At 55.4% G+C, this 16,259-nt stretch carries 21 protein-coding genes; 13 read left to right on the forward strand and 8 right to left on the reverse strand.

The window, feature by feature from the left end:
- Positions 1-13: 13 nt before the first annotated feature.
- On the reverse strand, positions 14-1,261 hold the full coding sequence (locus tag B5D39_RS06320) for a YbfB/YjiJ family MFS transporter (protein WP_078789575.1): 1,248 nt from the start codon (positions 1,259-1,261) through the stop codon (positions 14-16).
- A gap of 185 nt (positions 1,262-1,446) precedes the next feature.
- On the opposite strand from B5D39_RS06320, the gene purE reads away from it, so the two are divergent.
- The 11 genes from purE to B5D39_RS06375 all read left to right on the forward strand — a co-directional run bounded on the left by purE (position 1,447) and on the right by B5D39_RS06375 (position 8,902).
- Positions 1,447-1,950, forward strand: coding sequence for a 5-(carboxyamino)imidazole ribonucleotide mutase (gene purE, locus B5D39_RS06325; protein ID WP_078789577.1), 504 nt, complete (start codon positions 1,447-1,449; stop codon positions 1,948-1,950).
- Positions 1,951-1,963: 13 nt separating this feature from the next.
- Complete coding sequence (locus B5D39_RS06330; RefSeq protein WP_078789579.1) at positions 1,964-2,596, forward strand: carbonic anhydrase; 633 nt, start codon at positions 1,964-1,966, stop codon at positions 2,594-2,596.
- Between the two features lie 285 nt (positions 2,597-2,881).
- Positions 2,882-3,736, forward strand: coding sequence for a zinc metalloprotease HtpX (htpX, locus tag B5D39_RS06335; protein ID WP_139366695.1), 855 nt, complete (start codon positions 2,882-2,884; stop codon positions 3,734-3,736).
- Positions 3,736-3,972 carry a PGPGW domain-containing protein gene (locus B5D39_RS06340; RefSeq protein ID WP_078789583.1) on the forward strand — a complete coding sequence of 79 codons (237 nt, stop codon included), beginning with the start codon at positions 3,736-3,738 and terminating at the stop codon, positions 3,970-3,972. The genes htpX and B5D39_RS06340 overlap by 1 nt, the downstream gene beginning before the upstream one ends.
- Positions 3,969-4,553, forward strand: a complete 585-nt coding sequence (locus B5D39_RS06345; protein ID WP_078789585.1) for a LemA family protein — start codon at positions 3,969-3,971, stop codon at positions 4,551-4,553. Before B5D39_RS06340 ends, B5D39_RS06345 begins: the two co-directional genes overlap by 4 nt.
- Entirely contained in the window at positions 4,554-5,141 is a 588-nt protein-coding gene (locus B5D39_RS06350; protein ID WP_078789587.1) for a TMEM165/GDT1 family protein, read from the forward strand.
- 15 nt (positions 5,142-5,156) lie between these two features.
- A complete protein-coding gene (locus B5D39_RS06355) occupies positions 5,157-6,095 on the forward strand; it encodes a TerC family protein (RefSeq protein WP_078789589.1) in 939 nt (312 codons plus the stop codon).
- A 32-nt stretch (positions 6,096-6,127) separates the two neighbouring features.
- Entirely contained in the window at positions 6,128-6,481 is a 354-nt protein-coding gene (locus tag B5D39_RS06360; RefSeq protein WP_078789591.1) for a hypothetical protein, read from the forward strand.
- A 131-nt stretch (positions 6,482-6,612) separates the two neighbouring features.
- Positions 6,613-7,041 carry a DUF2318 domain-containing protein gene (locus B5D39_RS06365; RefSeq protein ID WP_078789592.1) on the forward strand — a complete coding sequence of 143 codons (429 nt, stop codon included), beginning with the start codon at positions 6,613-6,615 and terminating at the stop codon, positions 7,039-7,041.
- On the forward strand, positions 7,038-8,198 hold the full coding sequence (locus B5D39_RS06370) for an ABC transporter permease (RefSeq protein ID WP_078789593.1): 1,161 nt from the start codon (positions 7,038-7,040) through the stop codon (positions 8,196-8,198). Before B5D39_RS06365 ends, B5D39_RS06370 begins: the two co-directional genes overlap by 4 nt.
- Before the next feature lie 32 nt (positions 8,199-8,230).
- Positions 8,231-8,902 (forward strand): ABC transporter ATP-binding protein, encoded by a 672-nt coding sequence (locus B5D39_RS06375; protein WP_078789594.1) that lies wholly within the window; start codon positions 8,231-8,233, stop codon positions 8,900-8,902.
- 76 nt (positions 8,903-8,978) lie between these two features.
- On the opposite strand, the gene B5D39_RS17330 is transcribed toward B5D39_RS06375, so the two are convergent.
- The 7 genes from B5D39_RS17330 to B5D39_RS06410 all read right to left on the reverse strand — a co-directional run bounded on the left by B5D39_RS17330 (position 8,979) and on the right by B5D39_RS06410 (position 14,939).
- Entirely contained in the window at positions 8,979-10,970 is a 1,992-nt protein-coding gene (locus B5D39_RS17330; RefSeq protein ID WP_078789596.1) for a sensor histidine kinase, read from the reverse strand.
- Positions 10,971-10,972: 2 nt separating this feature from the next.
- On the reverse strand, positions 10,973-12,085 hold the full coding sequence (locus B5D39_RS06385) for an ABC transporter substrate-binding protein (RefSeq protein WP_078789598.1): 1,113 nt from the start codon (positions 12,083-12,085) through the stop codon (positions 10,973-10,975).
- Between the two features lie 199 nt (positions 12,086-12,284).
- On the reverse strand, positions 12,285-12,635 hold the full coding sequence (locus B5D39_RS06390) for a hypothetical protein (protein ID WP_078789600.1): 351 nt from the start codon (positions 12,633-12,635) through the stop codon (positions 12,285-12,287).
- 4 nt (positions 12,636-12,639) lie between these two features.
- Positions 12,640-13,146 (reverse strand): peroxiredoxin family protein, encoded by a 507-nt coding sequence (locus B5D39_RS06395; RefSeq protein ID WP_078789602.1) that lies wholly within the window; start codon positions 13,144-13,146, stop codon positions 12,640-12,642.
- A gap of 177 nt (positions 13,147-13,323) precedes the next feature.
- Positions 13,324-13,863 carry an AmmeMemoRadiSam system protein A gene (amrA, locus tag B5D39_RS06400; RefSeq protein WP_078789604.1) on the reverse strand — a complete coding sequence of 180 codons (540 nt, stop codon included), beginning with the start codon at positions 13,861-13,863 and terminating at the stop codon, positions 13,324-13,326.
- 9 nt (positions 13,864-13,872) lie between these two features.
- On the reverse strand, positions 13,873-14,382 hold the full coding sequence (def, locus tag B5D39_RS06405; protein ID WP_078789606.1) for a peptide deformylase: 510 nt from the start codon (positions 14,380-14,382) through the stop codon (positions 13,873-13,875).
- Positions 14,382-14,939 carry a glycine cleavage system transcriptional repressor gene (locus B5D39_RS06410; RefSeq protein WP_078789609.1) on the reverse strand — a complete coding sequence of 186 codons (558 nt, stop codon included), beginning with the start codon at positions 14,937-14,939 and terminating at the stop codon, positions 14,382-14,384. Before B5D39_RS06410 ends, def begins: the two co-directional genes overlap by 1 nt.
- A 128-nt stretch (positions 14,940-15,067) precedes the next feature.
- On the opposite strand from B5D39_RS06410, the gene B5D39_RS06415 reads away from it, so the two are divergent.
- Both B5D39_RS06415 and B5D39_RS06420 read left to right on the forward strand, forming a co-directional pair.
- Complete coding sequence (locus B5D39_RS06415) at positions 15,068-15,577, forward strand: DUF2062 domain-containing protein (RefSeq protein ID WP_078789610.1); 510 nt, start codon at positions 15,068-15,070, stop codon at positions 15,575-15,577.
- Positions 15,567-16,256, forward strand: coding sequence for a DUF7168 domain-containing protein (locus tag B5D39_RS06420; RefSeq protein WP_078789612.1), 690 nt, complete (start codon positions 15,567-15,569; stop codon positions 16,254-16,256). Before B5D39_RS06415 ends, B5D39_RS06420 begins: the two co-directional genes overlap by 11 nt.
- Positions 16,257-16,259: the final 3 nt, after the last annotated feature.

Here is a 16,259-nt window from a genome sequence, read left to right on the forward strand (position 1 = left end):
AAACCATGAGATGTCAAGCTATTCCACGCTGTTTTGGAGAGGGCAGAAAAAAGGCAAACAGGGCTGCAGAGAGTGTAATAGCAGCAGCGCAGAGATAGGCAGGGCTGAATGAACCGTACAGACGCGCCAGCAGCCCGGCAACGGCTGGCCCGATGGCCTGCCCCACCGCAAAAAAGAGGGTAATGGTGGCAAATGAAGCAGCAGCCCGGGCGCTGCCCAGATAGTCACCCACGGCAGCGGCCATGATGGCCGGTATGGCAAAGACAGCGGAGCCATACAGGACAATGGCAAACAGTAGACCAACGCTTCCCAACTTGAGACCGGCTAACAGATAGGCGGTACTCTGCACCAGAAAAACCAGTATCAGCCCCTGCTTGCGCCCAATCCGGTCAGACAGGGCGCCAAAGCCAACCCCGGAAAAAACGCTGAAGAAGCCTACCCATGACCAGTACTGCCCTGCCCGGACCTCGCTCAGACCGTACTCCCGCACCATACTGGTGACAATAAAGGTGCCGAAGACCATGAAGGTTGCGCCAAAGGCCAGATACAGCAATCCCAACCGGACAAGCAGCCCGCCATCACCACGATGTTCATGGGGTACCGGCATGCTGCCGTGTTGTTCGTGCTGCACCGGCCCCAGCGGTTCAAGCCCCTTTTCTGCAGGGGTATTACGCAGCCAGAGGGCCGCAATCAAAGCAGTCAGCAGAGCCATGGCTGCCAGCAGCAGCCAGGCCATACGCCAGCCATCGGCAGCGTAAGAGCGATTGAGCAGAGGGATCAGATACCCGGCACAGATAATGGCCAGACCATTACCACCAATAATCAGCCCGGCTGCCCGGCCACGGGTCTGACTACGGAACCAGCAGGGAACCAGCGCCATAAGGGGGATGTTTGCAAAACCACCACCCAGACCGGTAAGCGCATAGAGCAGTGCAACCGGAAGAAAACCGTGGGATTGACTGATACCGGCCATGCAGAGTGAGATCAGCAGCAGACCGGCACTGATCACCGCCCGTGGGCGGAAACGGCGGATCAGCCAGGGGGACAGCACCACGGCAACCAGATAGCCGCTGAAGTTGGCGGTGCCGATCAGCCCCATCCGGTCATAGGACAGCTGCAGACCGGCCTGCATGGCAGGCAGCAGCATGGTGTAGGCGTAACGGGCCAGCCCCAGACAGGAGAACAGCACCAAGGCACCGACCGCCACAATGACCCAGCCGTAGTGCAGTGAACGGCTTGTATCTGAGGTTGAAATGGGCATGGCGCATCATGCCACAGCTGATTACCAGAATCCAGCTGCATCAACGCCTGCATGGCCCAAAAGCTGTTGACAGCAAACGGCTGTTTCGTTAGGTTGTGCCAACCTTTGTCCAGAGATCCAAACTGTGCGATAAAGGCTTTTTTATTTTCATACAATTGCGACAACATTTGAAAGGGACGTACGCCATGAACAAGCCGCTGGTTGGTATTTTGATGGGCAGCGACAGTGATCTGCCGGTAATGGAGAAGGCTGCCGAGGTTTTAAGCCAATTGGGAATCGCCTGGGAAATGGATATCAGTTCTGCCCACCGTCTGCCAGACAAGACCGCTGTCTATGCCCGTACCGCCCGCGAACGGGGGATTGAGGTCCTGATCTGCGGGGCAGGTATGGCTGCCCATCTGGCTGGCGTTGTCGCCTCCCATACCACCCTGCCGGTGATTGGCGTACCGCTGAAATCAGGTGCCCTGGCCGGTGTGGATGCCCTCTATGCCACAGTGCAGATGCCCCCCGGCATTCCGGTAGCCACCGTGGCCATTGATGGCGGCAAAAATGCCGGCTATCTGGCTGCCTCAATCCTTTCCATCAAACGACCTGAGCTGGCAGAGAAGCTGGAGCAGTTCCGTGCCTCCACCCGTCAGGAGCTGGAGACAAAATCCAGCGAGCTGCAGACCCGCCTGAAGCAGGCTTGAGGGAGAAGCTGCAATGCAGGAAATCCAAAAATTTATCCACGGCTTCCGTAACTTCCAGGAAGAATACTTCCATGAAGACCACGAGCTGTTTGATTGTCTGAAAAAGGGGCAGCGCCCCAAGGTGGTGCTGATCGGCTGCAGTGATTCACGGGTCGATCCTTCCATGATGGTTCGCTCGGAGCCGGGGGATCTGTTTATTGTCCGCAACGTGGCCAACCTGGTCCCCCCCTGCGAACATGACCAGGCCTACCACGGGGTCAGCGCCGCCCTTGAGTATGCGGTCTGCCATCTTGAGGTGGAGCATATCATTGTGCTGGGTCACTCCAACTGCGGAGGCATCCGTTCTTTAATGGAGGGGATTCCGTCTGATAAAAACGGTGAGTATATCAGCAAGTGGGTCAGCATTGCCGAGCGGGCCAAGCAGCAGGTGCTGGAAAACTTTGCCGGTGACTCGCCGGAGCGCCAGGCCAAGGCCTGCGAACATGCCTCGATACTGGTTTCATTGGAAAACCTGCTGACCTTCCCCTGGGTACGGGAGCGGGTTGATGCCGGACAACTGGACCTGCATGGCTGGTACTTTGATATTGAGTCCGGTAACCTGTACAGCTACCACCCTGCCAGTGGCGAATTTACGCTGCTTGTTTAAAACCTGCTGAAATGACATAAAAAACAACTTATCGAATCCCCTTGACAAGCATACCAAGGCTGATTATGATTTCTCTACGTAAAGGGGAGTAGCTACCGACCGGAGACATGGTCGGCCCACGATTCGTCAAGACAGTCCTGTAAAAAGGGCTCGGACGTGGGACGAGAAATCGCCAGCAAGACCTTTATCCAGGTGCAAAATTTTTATTTCGCCGTGGGTAAAGGTCTTTTTTATTTGGCCTTCCCCGGTTTTATCAAAGCAACCTAACGGAGGAACCAAACAATGATGAACCAGTTTAAAACAACCTTGCTACTGTCACTATTGACGGTGCTGCTGGTGGCCATGGGCGGCGCTGTTGGCGGATCAGGCGGCATGCTGATCGCCTTTGTCATGGCGGCAGTCATGAACTTTGGCAGCTATTGGTTTTCAGACAAGATCGTACTGCGAATGTACAATGCCCAGGAGATCACCCGCACTGAGAACCCGGCCTTCTACGATATGGTGGAGCGGCTGGCTGGCCGGGCCAATCTGCCGATGCCCAAGGTCTACATCATCCCGGACCAGTCACCCAATGCCTTTGCCACTGGTCGTAACCCCAGCCATGCTGCAGTGGCAGCCACGGAAGGGATCCTGCGGATTCTTTCACCTGAAGAACTGGAAGGGGTGATGGCCCATGAACTGGGGCATGTCAAGAACCGCGACATCCTGATCTCCACGGTTGCTGCCACCTTTGCCGGTGCCATCTCCATGATCGGCAGTATGCTGCAGTGGGGAGCCATGCTGGGCGCTGGGCGGGATGATGAAGAAGGTGGCGGTCTTGGCGGCCTGGTGGGATCACTGGCTATGGCAATTCTCGCCCCGTTTATGGCGATGCTGATCCAGATGGCGGTTTCCCGCTCGCGGGAATATCTGGCTGATGCAACCGGCGCCGAGATCTGCGGCAAGCCCCGCGCCCTGGCCAGTGCCCTGGGACGGCTGCAGAACGCATCGTACCAGATTCCGATGCATGACGCCACACCGGCCACAGCCCATATGTTCATCGTCAATCCGCTGACCGGCGGCGGTATGATGAGCCTGTTCTCCACCCATCCGCCCATGGAAGAGCGGATCGCCCGGCTGCAGGCCATGGCCCAGCGTTAATGCTGCACTGGACCCTGCGCAAGGCCCGCCAACTGGTGGTGGCGGTGGTAGGTGTCACGGTGGTGATCATCGGTATCATCATGATCTTTACCCCTGGCCCGGCAATCGTGGTGATACCACTGGGCCTGGGGATCCTGGCCACTGAATTTGTCTGGGCCAAGGATTTGTTGCACAAGGTCAAGACCTACATTGAGAAGAAAGTAAAGAAACCAAAGAAAACGGAGGAATCACAATGAAACGAATCATGCTGTTGATTATGGGAACCCTGCTGATGAGCATGCTGTCCGGCTGCGGCTACAACTCCATGCAGGCCAATGAAGAAGCGGTAATTGCTGCCTGGGGTGATGTGGAATCTGCCTATCAGCGTCGTAACGACCTGATCCCCAACCTGGTTGAGGTGGTCAAAGGCTATGCCAAACATGAGGCCGACACCTTGAAGGCGGTCACCGAGGCCCGTGCCAGTGTGGGTGGCATGAAGGTGAGCAAGGATGTCATCAATGACCCGGCTGCCATTGCCAAGTTCCAGCAGATGCAGGGTCAGATGTCCGGCGCCCTGTCCCGCCTGATGGTGGTGGCAGAGAAGTATCCTGACCTGAAGGCAAACCAGAACTTCCTTGACCTGCAGAAACAGCTGGAAGGGACTGAAAACCGGATCAACGTGGCCCGTGAGCGTTACAACAAGCAGGTACAGGCCTTTAACACCAGCATCCGTACCTTCCCCAACTCTTTGACCAACTCCCTGATGCTGCACCTGAAGCGCAAGGAACCGTTCAAGGCTGAAGAGGGAGCCAAGGTTGCACCGAAAGTAAAGTTCTAGGTGGAGCTGTCCACCTTTATCAGCACCTTTGGGCTGATTTTTCTGGCAGAGCTGGGTGATAAGACCCAGCTCACAGCCATGGCCCTGGCGCTGCGCTACCCCTGGAAACGGATCTTCATCGGCATTGCCGCTGCCTTTGCCGTGCTGAATCTTGCAGCGGTACTGGTGGGCAAGATCCTGTTTCTGGTGCTGCCGATCTTCTGGGTCACCCTGGTTTCTGCCCTGCTGTTTCTGTACTTTGGCTACAGCACCCTGAAAAATGCCTGTGATGCTGAAGATGAAGATGGTCCCCCCCCCACAGCGGCTGATGCAGTGCGGACCGCCTTTCTGATGATCTTCATGGCGGAACTGGGTGACAAGACCCAGTTGGTTACCGCCAGTCAGGCAGCCCAGCATTCCGGCAGCCTGAGCGGCATGGGCACGGTCTTTGTGGCCTCAACCCTGGCACTCTGGCTGGTCTCGCTGATCGGCATATTTGCCGGTAAACAACTGGTTAAATATATCCCGGTCTGCTGGATTCATCGCACTGCCGGATTCATGTTTCTGGTATTTGGCGTTGCCATGGGCTGGCGCCTCTTTTCACTGTAAATCTGGAGTTTGTATATGTCCCCGACAACACTGATGTGGATAGTATTTGCCGTACTGATCAGCTTTATGCTGGTCATCGACCTGAGCCTGAATCGTAAGAGCGGTCACGTCAGCTTCAAAAAAGCAGCCACCTGGACCGTGGTCTGGATGCTCCTGGCTCTGCTGTTCGGTGGCGGAATCTGGTTCACCATGGGCCAGCAGAAGGCGCTGGAGTTTCTGACCGGCTACCTGATTGAACAGTCGCTTTCGGTGGATAACCTGTTCGTATTCATCATGATCTTCACGGTCTTCGGGGTGCGGGGCGAACTGCAGGCCAAGGTGCTGAAATGGGGTATTCTGGGGGCGATTGTGATGCGGCTGGCCTTCATCTTCGCTGGCAGCGTCCTGCTGAAGGAATTTCAATGGCTCTTCTATTTCTTTGGTGCACTGCTGGTCTACACCGCCTGGAAGATGGCCTTCAGCGGCGATGACGAGATCGAGCCGGACAAGAACCCGCTGGTCAAACTGGCCCGCCGCTTTCTGCCAATGACCAAACGGATCAGGGGCGACTGGTTTGTTACCCGTCGCATGCAGCTCTGGATCGCCAGTCCGCTCTTCATGGTGCTGCTGGTGGTGGAAAGCAGCGACCTGATCTTTGCCATGGACTCCATTCCAGCTATCTTCGCCATCACCCTGGATCCGTTTATTGTACTGACCTCCAACATCTTTGCCATCATGGGACTCAGGTCACTCTTCTTCCTGCTGTCAAATCTGATGGGGATGTTCGCCTACCTCAAGTTTGGTATCGCCCTGATCCTGGCCTTTGTAGGGGTGAAGATGATCCTGATGATGCTGGGCTTCCATATCCCGATCAGCCTGTCGCTTGCAGTGATCGTGGTAACCCTGGTAATTGCAGTGGTTGCCTCGCTGCTTTTGCGGAAACCGGAAACCGATGAACTGCTGGAAACAGCTTGACAAACATCCAGGGGAATCCCTACTATTTAACTATGCTACAAAAACGTATCCGCATATTCAGCACCACCCTGCTGAGCATACTGGCACTGGCAACGATCCTGATGGCTCCGGTGGCTGCACTGAGCCATCAGGATCTGCCCAAAACTGTCAGTTCTGCAGCTGCAGCCACTGGTTGTGATGATTGTCATCATGATGCAGCGGATACCCAGCAGGACGATTGCTGCGCAACAACCGCCTGTGCCTGCGCCTGCCATGCCCCCCTGACCCTGAAAGCCATTACAGTTCCTTTGCCGGTTGCCATTGCCAGTAACTTTAACCTCCCAACCCCACAAGCACCGCCACAGGTCTATATCTCCATTTTTGTTCCTCCTCAAAACCGTTTCTAAACCCTAAAAGTCCCTATTACACAAGCTCATATACTGCAGTAGTGGCCCAATACTGGACCGCAGGCACCTTGCGCTGCCTGCAATAACGGTATTGAGACGCCATACCCACATAAAACATCAGGAGATTCGCTATGAAACAGGTTTTGATGGTGATCTGTATGATTGTTGTAACAGCCTGCAGCAGTGGTTCACACAAGACGGTGCAGGCAGACGGCAACGTAGTAAAGATTCCGCTGGCAGAGTTGCAACCGCAGCAGGCCTCCTTTTACCGGATTACCCTGGACGGCAAAGAGATCCGCTTTTTTGCGGTCAAAGGCAGTGATGGCCGGATCAGGACCGCGCTGGATGCCTGCGACGTCTGCTTTAAGGAACGCAAAGGCTATCAACAGCAGGGGGACGTGATGCTCTGCCGCAATTGCAACCTGACCTTCCCGATTGACCGGATCGGTCCATCATCTGTAGGTGGCTGCAACCCCCACTTCCTGCCCTCACAGGTGACAGGTGATCAGTTGCTCCTGCCGGTGGCTGAACTGAAACAGGGGGCACGGTTCTTCCCATGAGACCCTATCAGATCGCCTTAAAAAACCTGATCCGCCGACCTGCCCGGATGTTTTTCCTGACCGTGGCACTGGCCGTGGGGCTGGCTGCGGTGGTGGCGCTGGTCACCCTCTCAAACTCCATGACTGCTGATATTGAGCACACCATGGATCAGTTCGGGGCCAATATCCTGATCACCCCCAAGAGCAATGATCTGGCCCTCTCCTACGGTGGCATCAGCCTGGGACGGGTCTCCTTTGACCAGCGTGAGCTTGATCCATCGGTGCTGGAGCGGATCCGCACCATCAAGAACCACCAGAACATCGCCGCCGTTGCCCCCAAGGTGCTGGGGGCAGTCACCCTGCAGGGCAAGGAGCTACTACTGGTGGGGGTGGACTTTGCGGCTGAATTACGGATGAAGCCCTGGTGGCGTCTGACCGGTACGGAGCCGTCGGCAGCTGACGATGCTTTACTCGGCAGCAACGCCGCACGGGTGCTGGGGGTAAAGCCGGGTGACCGGCTTACCGTAGGGGACAGGTCGTTCAAGGTTGCGGCGCTTTTGCAGGAGACCGGCTCCCAGGATGACGGCCTGCTGTTTGTGCCGCTGGCAGCTGCCCAGGCCATTACCGCCAAACAGGGTAAAATCACCCTGATCGAGGTGGCAGCGCTCTGTTCCGGCTGTCCGATTGGCGAGATGGTGGATCAGATTGCCGCGGTGCTGCCGGATGCCAAGGTCAGCGCCATCAAACAGGTGGTGGAGGGGCGGCTGCAGACCATCGGCCAGCTCAAGCGGTTCTCCTTGGGCATGGGCGGTGTGATCGCCCTGATCGGTCTGTTGGTGGTCTTCATCACCATGATGGGCAATGTCAATGAGCGCAAGGTGGAGATCGGCATCTTCCGGGCCATCGGCTACCGCACCGGACATGTGATGGGGATTATCCTGCTGGAGGCCGGGCTGGTGGGGCTGGTGGCAGGCCTGGCAGGCTATCTGCTGGGGCTTGGGGCTGCGGCGATTGCGCTACCTCTGCTGGCTCAGTCCGATCACCCGCACCTGCTGCTACAGTGGCAGGTGGCCCTTGCCGCCATTGCTGCCGTGGGACTGGTCAGTCTGCTGGCAGCGGTCTATCCGGCGCGGCGGGCAGGCAGGATGGACCCGGCAGACGCACTCAGAAGTCTTTAGGAAATGGCCTTTTTCTGAAAACGAGGAACCACATGATAACCACATCCAATGTGACAAAAAACTACCCCTCTGGTGCAGGCAACGTGGCTGCCCTGAAGGGGGTTGATCTGACCGTGGAGACCGGCGAGTTTGTCTGCATCATGGGGCAATCCGGCTCCGGCAAGAGTACCCTGCTGACCATTCTGGGAGGGATGTGCCACCCCAGTGCCGGTAGTGTCGAGGTGGATGGCGCTGCCATCTACAGCCTGAATGACGATGGTCTGGCGGATTTCCGGGCCGGGCATTTCGGCTTCGTGTTCCAGTCCTTTCATCTGGTGCCCTACCTGACCGCACTGGAGAACGTCATGCTGCCGCTGGCCCCGCTGAAGATGTCAGCGCTGGAAAAACAACAGCTGGCCAGTGACGCATTGACACGGGTGGGGCTGGCAGATTGCGCCGGACGCCTGCCCAGCCGCCTGTCCGGTGGAGAGCAGGAACGAGTGGCAATCGCACGGGCCGTAGTCAACCGCCCGGCGATCCTGTTTGCCGATGAGCCGACCGGCAACCTGGACAGCGCCACCAGCGACCAGGTCATGGGACTCTTTGCAGAGCTGCATCAGGCTGGCCAGACCATCGTGATGGTGACCCACAACCCGGATAACGGCCGCTACGCCCAGCGCACCATCCGCCTGAAGGACGGGCTGTTGGACACGCCAGACTCTTAAACACAAAACGGGCCGCCTCTCACAAAAAGGCGGCCCGGCTACGGCATGAAAGTATGTGTACTGCCTGTTAATGCGGCTAGGCAGAATTCTGTTGCTGCAGATCAGGCGCCTTCACCGGCACGACAATCCTGAAGCGGGTACCGCCTGAACAGGATTCCACTTCTATCGTACCGTTAAAGTTCTCTTCAATGATCTTTTTTGAGATATACAACCCCAGACCTGTGCCCTGGGCCTTATGCTTGGTGGTAAAGTACGGATCAAAGATCTTATCAACAATATCGGCTGCAATACCGCCGCCATTATCTTCTACGGTGATCTGAGCCATCCCCTGGACCTGCTGGGTTGTCACCGTTACCGCCGGAGCAGGCACCGCTCGAGTCAGCAGTGCATCTCTGGCATTATTTAAAATATTCAGCACAACCTGAGAAAAATCATTGGGCTGTCCCTGCAGCAGACAACCTGGCTGCAGATCAAGCTTCAGGCTGATACCAGCGGCCTGCAGCGAGGCCTGAAGCAGATTAGCGGTTGCCGTGATGGCGGTCGACAGATCAAACTGTTGTACTGCGCGATTCTGCTTAAAAAAGTCACGGAAGGTGTTGATGGTTTGAGACATGTGCTGAATGGTATTCATGCAGTCATCGGTAAACTCATCAATCCGTTCACCATTCAGTAGGTTATCATCATACTCCAGCCTAAGGGTCTGGACCATGATTGCCAGTTCATTCAACGGCTGCCGCCATTGGTGGGCAATGTTGGATATCATCTCCCCCATGGCAGCAAGACGTCCCTGCTGAATCATAATGGCATCTTTTTCGCGGTTTTTGGCCAGCTCCTGGCGGACCCGGTCTTCAAGGGTCAGATTCAACGTCTCAAGCTGCGTCTGTTTAACCTGCAGACTTTGCTCTGCCAACACCCGCTCAGCCACCTCCTGCTCCAGCAGCAACGCTTTTTCATGCAGTTGTTCCTGCACCTGCTGGCGTTCTGCAATCTCATCTTCAAGCAGTCGGGCCCGTTCATGCAGGCTTCCTGACATCTTTTGCAGACTGTCGGCCAACGCATTAAATTCAGCAACATTGGAATGCGGCCAGTCCGTTGCTGCTCCACCACGGGTGATCAATTGCGCATGTTCAGCCAGCGATTCAAAACGCTGTGACATCCGGCGAGTCAGCACCATGGCCACCCCAAAGGCGGCCAGTGTGGTGGCTGAAAGTGCTACCGCCATGATACCCAGTGAGGTCCAGAGCTGGCGGTAGGCCGTTTGCGTGGGGCGCGCCACCAGCACCCACCAGTCAACCGTGCCAATTCTGTGCAGGCTGCCCACCATTTCAACACCATTCAGCACCAGACGTCCATGCACCTCTTTCGAGGAGTTGAGACGATCACGGATCAGCGGGATGTTGCTCAGATTCAGCTGCTGAGCGGTCCAGGTCCCTGCCTGATCGGCAACCACCTGTCCACGCCGGTCAATCAGCATGATCACCTGGTCAGAAACGGGGGTTGTCTGCTGCAAAAACTCACTCAGATAGGCAAGATCAAACTCGGCAATCACCACGTTAGTGCCTGTCGGTACGGCTACGGCAACCGACAGTCCTCCGCCAACCACCGAAAGAAAACTGTCAGACCACTGTTCCGCACCAGTGCTTTTTGCCTTTTGAAACAGCTCATTGCGGGAAAGATCAAGCCCAAGCAGATCGTTCTGCAGTGCCGCAGACATTTTGTTAACCCCAACCGCCCGCACCCGACCGCCAGCATCAACAAGATACATGGCGCGGAGACGTTTGAGTAACTGCAGGTTGGTTGCAATGGCCTTCTGGACAGTAGCAACATGTTCGTCATGATCAATAACGCCTGCCACGGAAACAGCGGTGACACGTGATGTTTTAAAGAACGAATCAACCTGTCCGGCAATGGTCAATGCCAGTTGGCGATGGTAGGAGGCGATCTCCTGCTCCGCCTGGGGCAACAGCCACAGACTGCCCAGCAGCGCACTTAACCCCAGGGGCAACAGGGTAACCAGCGCAGCAAAACGGACCAGCATATGACGCAGCGGGCGGACAGCCATAGCCATGCCTACTCCAGAGTTTGATAGATTCCGTTACGCACAATGGTGGCCGTTGTTAAGCGGTTTGCATCACCAAAACGATCAATCTGATACTTTTGCTGCCCCCCCTGAAAGCTGTTCAGGCGGATTATGGTTTGCTTAAGAGTCTCTCCTGATTTGCGCGCAGCATAGGCATCCATGGCTGCCAGGGCAGCATCATAGCCAGCAAGCCCTGCAAAGCCAGGCTCCTGACCACCAAAACGCTCACGGTACTGCTTTAGAAATCTCTGATAACGTTCTGAAGGATCTGTGCGATTTACAAACTGGGAAACAAGAACCCCCTCCGCAGCACCGCCTGCCAACTCAATAAACCGCTCGGTTGAGGCCCATTCGGCCATACCGATCGACACCGCAGCATCCTGTTTGCGGATCTGCTGGCAGATCAGGGCAGCATCAACAGCGTTTGTAATGATAACCACCAGCTCTGGTTTCTGTTTTAAAAGCGTTGTTGCCAGTTGATGAAAAGAGGTTGTGGGTAAGGAATGATAGGTTTCTACCGCAACGACTGAGCCGCCATGCAGTTCAAATTCACGTTTGAAATCTCCAAACCAGCTTTCAGTGTAGGAACGGTTGTTCAGGTCATAGATCACCGCCACGCGGCGGTGTCCAAACTTCTGCGCCTGATAGCGGGCGAGCTTGGTCGCGTAGGTACTGGTGTCGCCAATAATCCGCAGAAAATTGTCATTCTTGCCGGTCAGGGCCGTCGTGCTCACCGTAGGAGCAAGCAGAATCGCCTTTGAGGCATTAACCTGATCAAGCACCGCCAAGGCAATGCTGCTGGTCATGGGGCCAATGATCAGCTCAATGTTGCTGTTCAGCAGCTCGGCAACTGCTTTTTGGGCAACTTCCGAATTTTGTCCATCATCCTTTACCACCAGCTCCACTTGCTGCCCATGAATACCACCGGCAGTGTTTCTCTGCTCAATGGCCAGCATGGCACCATTGCGGCCAGCCACCCCCAGATCGGCTACCCGACCTGACATGCCACCCAGAAAACCGATCTTAACGGGCTTTTTGGGCGAACAGGCAATCAGCAGGCTTAAAAGGCAACAGAAAACTGCGGCTATGCGAAACAGGAACATATATACCTCCCGTTCTTTGCGTGTCGCTTGAGAAGCTTACCGTAAAAGCAAAAGCTGTCAATGAAACGGCACACGTCAGCCCCTCAAAGACTGTCCGTTGCTTAAACGGCAATGGCCGGGTAAACACCCGGCCATTGTTTCGAAGACTACTTCCTGCCTCGGTTCCTGATGCGCCACACGGGCGCTAGTAGCCGCTGCCTCAACAGTTGGCCACAACGTTGATATCGTAACCATTTTGCTGGAATGCGGTCTTCAGTGCCGTACGTTGCTCTTTAGTCATCCCTTCAAGGGTTGCTAACAGACGTTCCTTAACCTTGTTACTGTTGCAGATGCCATCTTTCAGATCTTTCTGCAGGGGGGCTGGCAGCTGAGATTCTTTGGCAATTTTATCCATATCCCCGGTATCGCACAGGATTCTCTTAAGCTCTGGCCCGGTACTGGTCACATAAAAATGTTTGGAATCCTTGTAGACCATAAAATTCCCGGAACTGCAGCCGCTAATGCCAAGAGCTGCAATCAGCACTACACCAAACTTCATCCAGAATTGCATAGGGTCACCGTCCTTTCAGATAGCTGTTCATTTTTGCCTTGATCTGAGGCGAGTTCCAGTCTACGGCACCAATAATCTTTTCACGCACCAGACCGGTACGGTCAACAATCACACTCACCGGCTGGCCAAACAGGCCGTAACTGTCAAAGTAAACATCCTTGTTACTATCAAGCATGGTCGGATACTCGATTTTGAGCTTGCCGACCAGCTCACGAACCGGCTTTTCAGCAGGATCAAGGGCGATGCCCAGCACCACCAAGCCAGCCTGTTTCTGTTCCTTATAAAGTTCGTTCAGTGAGGGCAATTCCTGCACGCAGGGGGGACAGGTGGTTGACCAGAAGTTAAGTAGTACAAGCTTACCCTTGTAAGCTGAAAGGGCCTGTTTAACCCCATGCAGATCCTTGAGAACAAAGTCTGGGGCCGGACTGTTAAGTTTTACGGCCAGACAAGGTGCAACGGAGAGCAGCAGTGATGCCAGTAGCAGAACCAAAGAAACAAGGGCACGTCGCATATCACAACTCCTGTGATGTTTCCCTATTGCATTCAGTAGGCGTAACAAAAACACAATAACGACAGCGGGGACTTTTAATGAGTATAACTTGACAAGAATGATAGGACAACCAGATAATCGTATTGAGGCGGGATATCAATCAGTATACAACACACAAAATCGCAGACAGACCTTACATCAAGACCCTTCTCCAAACACCTCGGCAGAGAAGATGTAGATCTCACAATCCTTTTTCCAGGCCGTTTCCGGCAGGCCGGCCTTCAGGCAGGTATGGCGCAGGAAGGTCTCCCGATCCCAGCCGTACTCCGTGGCCACCTGGGGCAGCAGCACACCATGGGCATGTCCTTTGATCAGGTAGAGCCCGTGGCTGCCAACCTCAATCTCATCAACCGACTGGATCAGCTGCAGCGGCGAAAGCACTGAGATCTCCAGCTGAAAATCAGCCAGGTCTGCAGGCCGCATCGGGTAAAAACGGGGGTCCCGGGTGGCAGCAGAAACCGCCATTTCCCGCACGGTCTGCCAGAGTGGCTGCTGGGCCACAAAACTGCCAATACAGCCACGCAACTGCCCCTGCTGCTTGATGGTTACAAAACAGCCGGAATGGGATTGCAGCGCCTCTGACGGTTTTTCAATGCCGGGCAGAGGCTGTCCGTTCACCTGTGCCACGATGGTTGTCCTGGCTAGCTGCAGCAACAGCTTCTGTTCAGTCTTTTTCATCTTTGCTCCCTAACGGTAGCTTTTTCTGCGAAACAGGCCTGTTGATACACTAATAACCCGATCCAGAAAAAGCAGACCATCCAGATGATCCATCTCATGCTGGATCGCCACCGCCTCAAACCCGGAGGCAGCCACTTCCCGCTCCAGACCGCTTTGGCTATCCAGAAAACGGACCGTTATCTCGGTGGCCCGCTCAACATCGCCGGTATAATCCGGCACACTCATGCAGCCTTCCCGCATCACGGCGTTACCGCTGCGACTGATAATTTCCGGGTTAACCATGCAGAGCAGACCGTGATTATTATCCTTGCCGTGGCGGCTGTTGGACACATCCACCACGCAGATCCGTAACCCCACCCCGATCTGTGGCGCAGCCACCCCCACCGAACCGGGACCGGCCGCCATGGTGTCAAGCAGGTCCTGCACCAAATTCTGAATAGCTGTATCCAAACTATCAACACGGTGGGCCATCTTTTTCAGCAGCGGGTGCGGGTATTTCAGAATCGGTTGAACCGCCATTACAGCTCCACCGGGGTAACTATCCGCACACTGATTTCAACCTGCAGCTCCTGCTTCAGTCCATCCAGAAGCTGCTCCACCGCTTCCGGCTCACAACCATCCGGCAGGGTTGCCTCCAGTAGCATGATATAAACCGGCTCCTGTTCTGTTCCGGCCAGCTTGGTCTGCAGATCCATAATATTTATCTGGTGTGTTGCCAAGGTATTGGTCACCCGGTAGACAATCCCCGGCTGATCAGCCCCATAGACGGTGATCTGGCAGATCTCGCCCGATGTTTCCTTGCGATCTTCTTCACCCAACGGCAGATGACGCACCGAAAGGGTCATGGCCATCCGCTCACAAACCGGCTTCAACTCTTCAATCAGCAGGGCCTTGGTAAACGGCTTTTTGTGGGAGACAATCAGGATCATGGCGAATTCGCCAGCCAGCATGGCGCAGCTGGAATCGGCAATATTGCAGCCCAACTTGTAGAGTGCCTCGGTAACTCCGGCAACAATGCCGGGACGATCAGCACCAACTACTGAAACAGCATAATGGGTCAGCTCACGATGGGGCATGGTTTACTCCCGACAGGAATAGTAGTCTGTAATGGTTGGTGCGGACTGGTTACCATTATTACAATTATGCTGCAATTGTTTTTGACGATTGACAAACCTGCAGCCCGCTCTTTAGAGTGGGCTTTCCCATGAATAAAGAACAGATAAAACAACGGATGAAGGCAATTCTTGCCCTGGACAGCCACCCCGGCCATATTGCCGCCGGTTTTGCGGTGGGGGTTTTTATCAGCATTACGCCATTTTTTGGTGTCCACACGCCGTTGGCCATTGCTGCAGCATTTCTGTTTCGCCTCAACAAGCTAACCACCATTACCGGGGCCTGGGTCAACACCCCGCTGACCGTTGTGCCGGTTCTGGCCGCCAGCTACAAATTTGGCGAATGGCTACTCAACATTCCGCCTCGACCGTTCCATCTGACTGAACTCAGCTGGACAGCTTTAAAGCCCTATGCCAAGGCTGTGCTGCTGGGCAGTTCCATCATCGGCCTTGCTGCAGCAGTTCTCTCCTATTTTCTCTGCTACTGGCTGGTGGTACGCTTCCGCCGTAAAGACCCTGGTCTGGCAGAACTGACCCGTGAATCAATCATCGCCGGTGAAGATCTTGAGTTGGAACCAAAGCAGGTGAAGCATGACCCGTGAGCGGATTATTGAGCGGGTCCGCAAGCTGTTGGCCCTTTCAAACAGCAGTAACGAGCATGAAGCAGCCCTGGCTGCGGCCCATGCCCAACGCCTGCTGGCTGAACACAACCTGGCCATGTCAGAGCTGGAGGTTCAGGAAGAAGGGGCTGGCGAGGCAGAGCTGGTGGTGGCCAAGACCGTTGCCAAATGGCTCTCGTCCCTGTTTGCCACCGTGGCCAATGCCTTTGACTGTTTCCCAATTGTCACCACAACCCCGGAAAACAGCCGTCTGCGTTTCATCGGGGTAGGAGAAGATCCCGGTGTGGCAGCCTGCACCCTGCAGTTTTTGATCAAGGAGTTACGTCGGCTGGCCTCAGGCTATCTCAGCAGCCTGGAGCTGCGTGATGACAAACTGCACCCCACTGACCGCCAGAGGGTTCGCACCTCCTATCTGCTGGGCGGTGTGCATGGCATACGACAGGCCCTGCAGGCCCAGAAGGCCCAGACCCCCACCACCAGCAAGGCGTTGGTGCCGATTAAAGACGCCCTGATCAAGCAGTACCGGGAAGAGCATATCGGCGAACTGAGAACCCGGCGCAGTCGCAGCTCCACCGTTGTGTCAGAGGCCTTCCATCAAGGCAGACAGGATGGCGCTTCTCTACGCTTACACCCCACCATGAAAACCCTCCCCAAGGAGTAACAA

Origin of the sequence: Trichlorobacter thiogenes, assembly GCF_900167465.1 — a bacterium.
Lineage (GTDB): Bacteria > Desulfobacterota > Desulfuromonadia > Geobacterales > Pseudopelobacteraceae > Trichlorobacter > Trichlorobacter thiogenes.

Bases quoted from the DNA above. Each gene is read 5' to 3' on its own strand.
- B5D39_RS06415 (WP_078789610.1), top strand. From the start codon at position 15,068: ATGAATAAAGAACAGATAAAACAACGGATGAAGGCAATTCTTGCCCTG.
- B5D39_RS06420 (WP_078789612.1), top strand. From the start codon at position 15,567: ATGACCCGTGAGCGGATTATTGAGCGGGTCCGCAAGCTGTTGGCCCTT.
- B5D39_RS06340 (WP_078789583.1), top strand. From the start codon at position 3,736: ATGCTGCACTGGACCCTGCGCAAGGCCCGCCAACTGGTGGTGGCGGTG.
- B5D39_RS06385 (WP_078789598.1), bottom strand. From the start codon at position 12,085: ATGTTCCTGTTTCGCATAGCCGCAGTTTTCTGTTGCCTTTTAAGCCTG.
- B5D39_RS06395 (WP_078789602.1), bottom strand. From the start codon at position 13,146: ATGCGACGTGCCCTTGTTTCTTTGGTTCTGCTACTGGCATCACTGCTG.
- B5D39_RS17330 (WP_078789596.1), bottom strand. From the start codon at position 10,970: ATGGCTATGGCTGTCCGCCCGCTGCGTCATATGCTGGTCCGTTTTGCT.
- B5D39_RS06345 (WP_078789585.1), top strand. From the start codon at position 3,969: ATGAAACGAATCATGCTGTTGATTATGGGAACCCTGCTGATGAGCATG.
- B5D39_RS06410 (WP_078789609.1), bottom strand. From the start codon at position 14,939: ATGCCCCATCGTGAGCTGACCCATTATGCTGTTTCAGTAGTTGGTGCT.
- B5D39_RS06375 (WP_078789594.1), top strand. From the start codon at position 8,231: ATGATAACCACATCCAATGTGACAAAAAACTACCCCTCTGGTGCAGGC.
- B5D39_RS06365 (WP_078789592.1), top strand. From the start codon at position 6,613: ATGAAACAGGTTTTGATGGTGATCTGTATGATTGTTGTAACAGCCTGC.
- B5D39_RS06320 (WP_078789575.1), bottom strand. From the start codon at position 1,261: ATGCCCATTTCAACCTCAGATACAAGCCGTTCACTGCACTACGGCTGG.
- htpX (WP_139366695.1), top strand. From the start codon at position 2,882: ATGAACCAGTTTAAAACAACCTTGCTACTGTCACTATTGACGGTGCTG.
- B5D39_RS06355 (WP_078789589.1), top strand. From the start codon at position 5,157: ATGTCCCCGACAACACTGATGTGGATAGTATTTGCCGTACTGATCAGC.
- B5D39_RS06330 (WP_078789579.1), top strand. From the start codon at position 1,964: ATGCAGGAAATCCAAAAATTTATCCACGGCTTCCGTAACTTCCAGGAA.
- purE (WP_078789577.1), top strand. From the start codon at position 1,447: ATGAACAAGCCGCTGGTTGGTATTTTGATGGGCAGCGACAGTGATCTG.
- B5D39_RS06390 (WP_078789600.1), bottom strand. From the start codon at position 12,635: ATGCAATTCTGGATGAAGTTTGGTGTAGTGCTGATTGCAGCTCTTGGC.
- B5D39_RS06360 (WP_078789591.1), top strand. From the start codon at position 6,128: ATGCTACAAAAACGTATCCGCATATTCAGCACCACCCTGCTGAGCATA.
- B5D39_RS06370 (WP_078789593.1), top strand. From the start codon at position 7,038: ATGAGACCCTATCAGATCGCCTTAAAAAACCTGATCCGCCGACCTGCC.
- amrA (WP_078789604.1), bottom strand. From the start codon at position 13,863: ATGAAAAAGACTGAACAGAAGCTGTTGCTGCAGCTAGCCAGGACAACC.
- def (WP_078789606.1), bottom strand. From the start codon at position 14,382: ATGGCGGTTCAACCGATTCTGAAATACCCGCACCCGCTGCTGAAAAAG.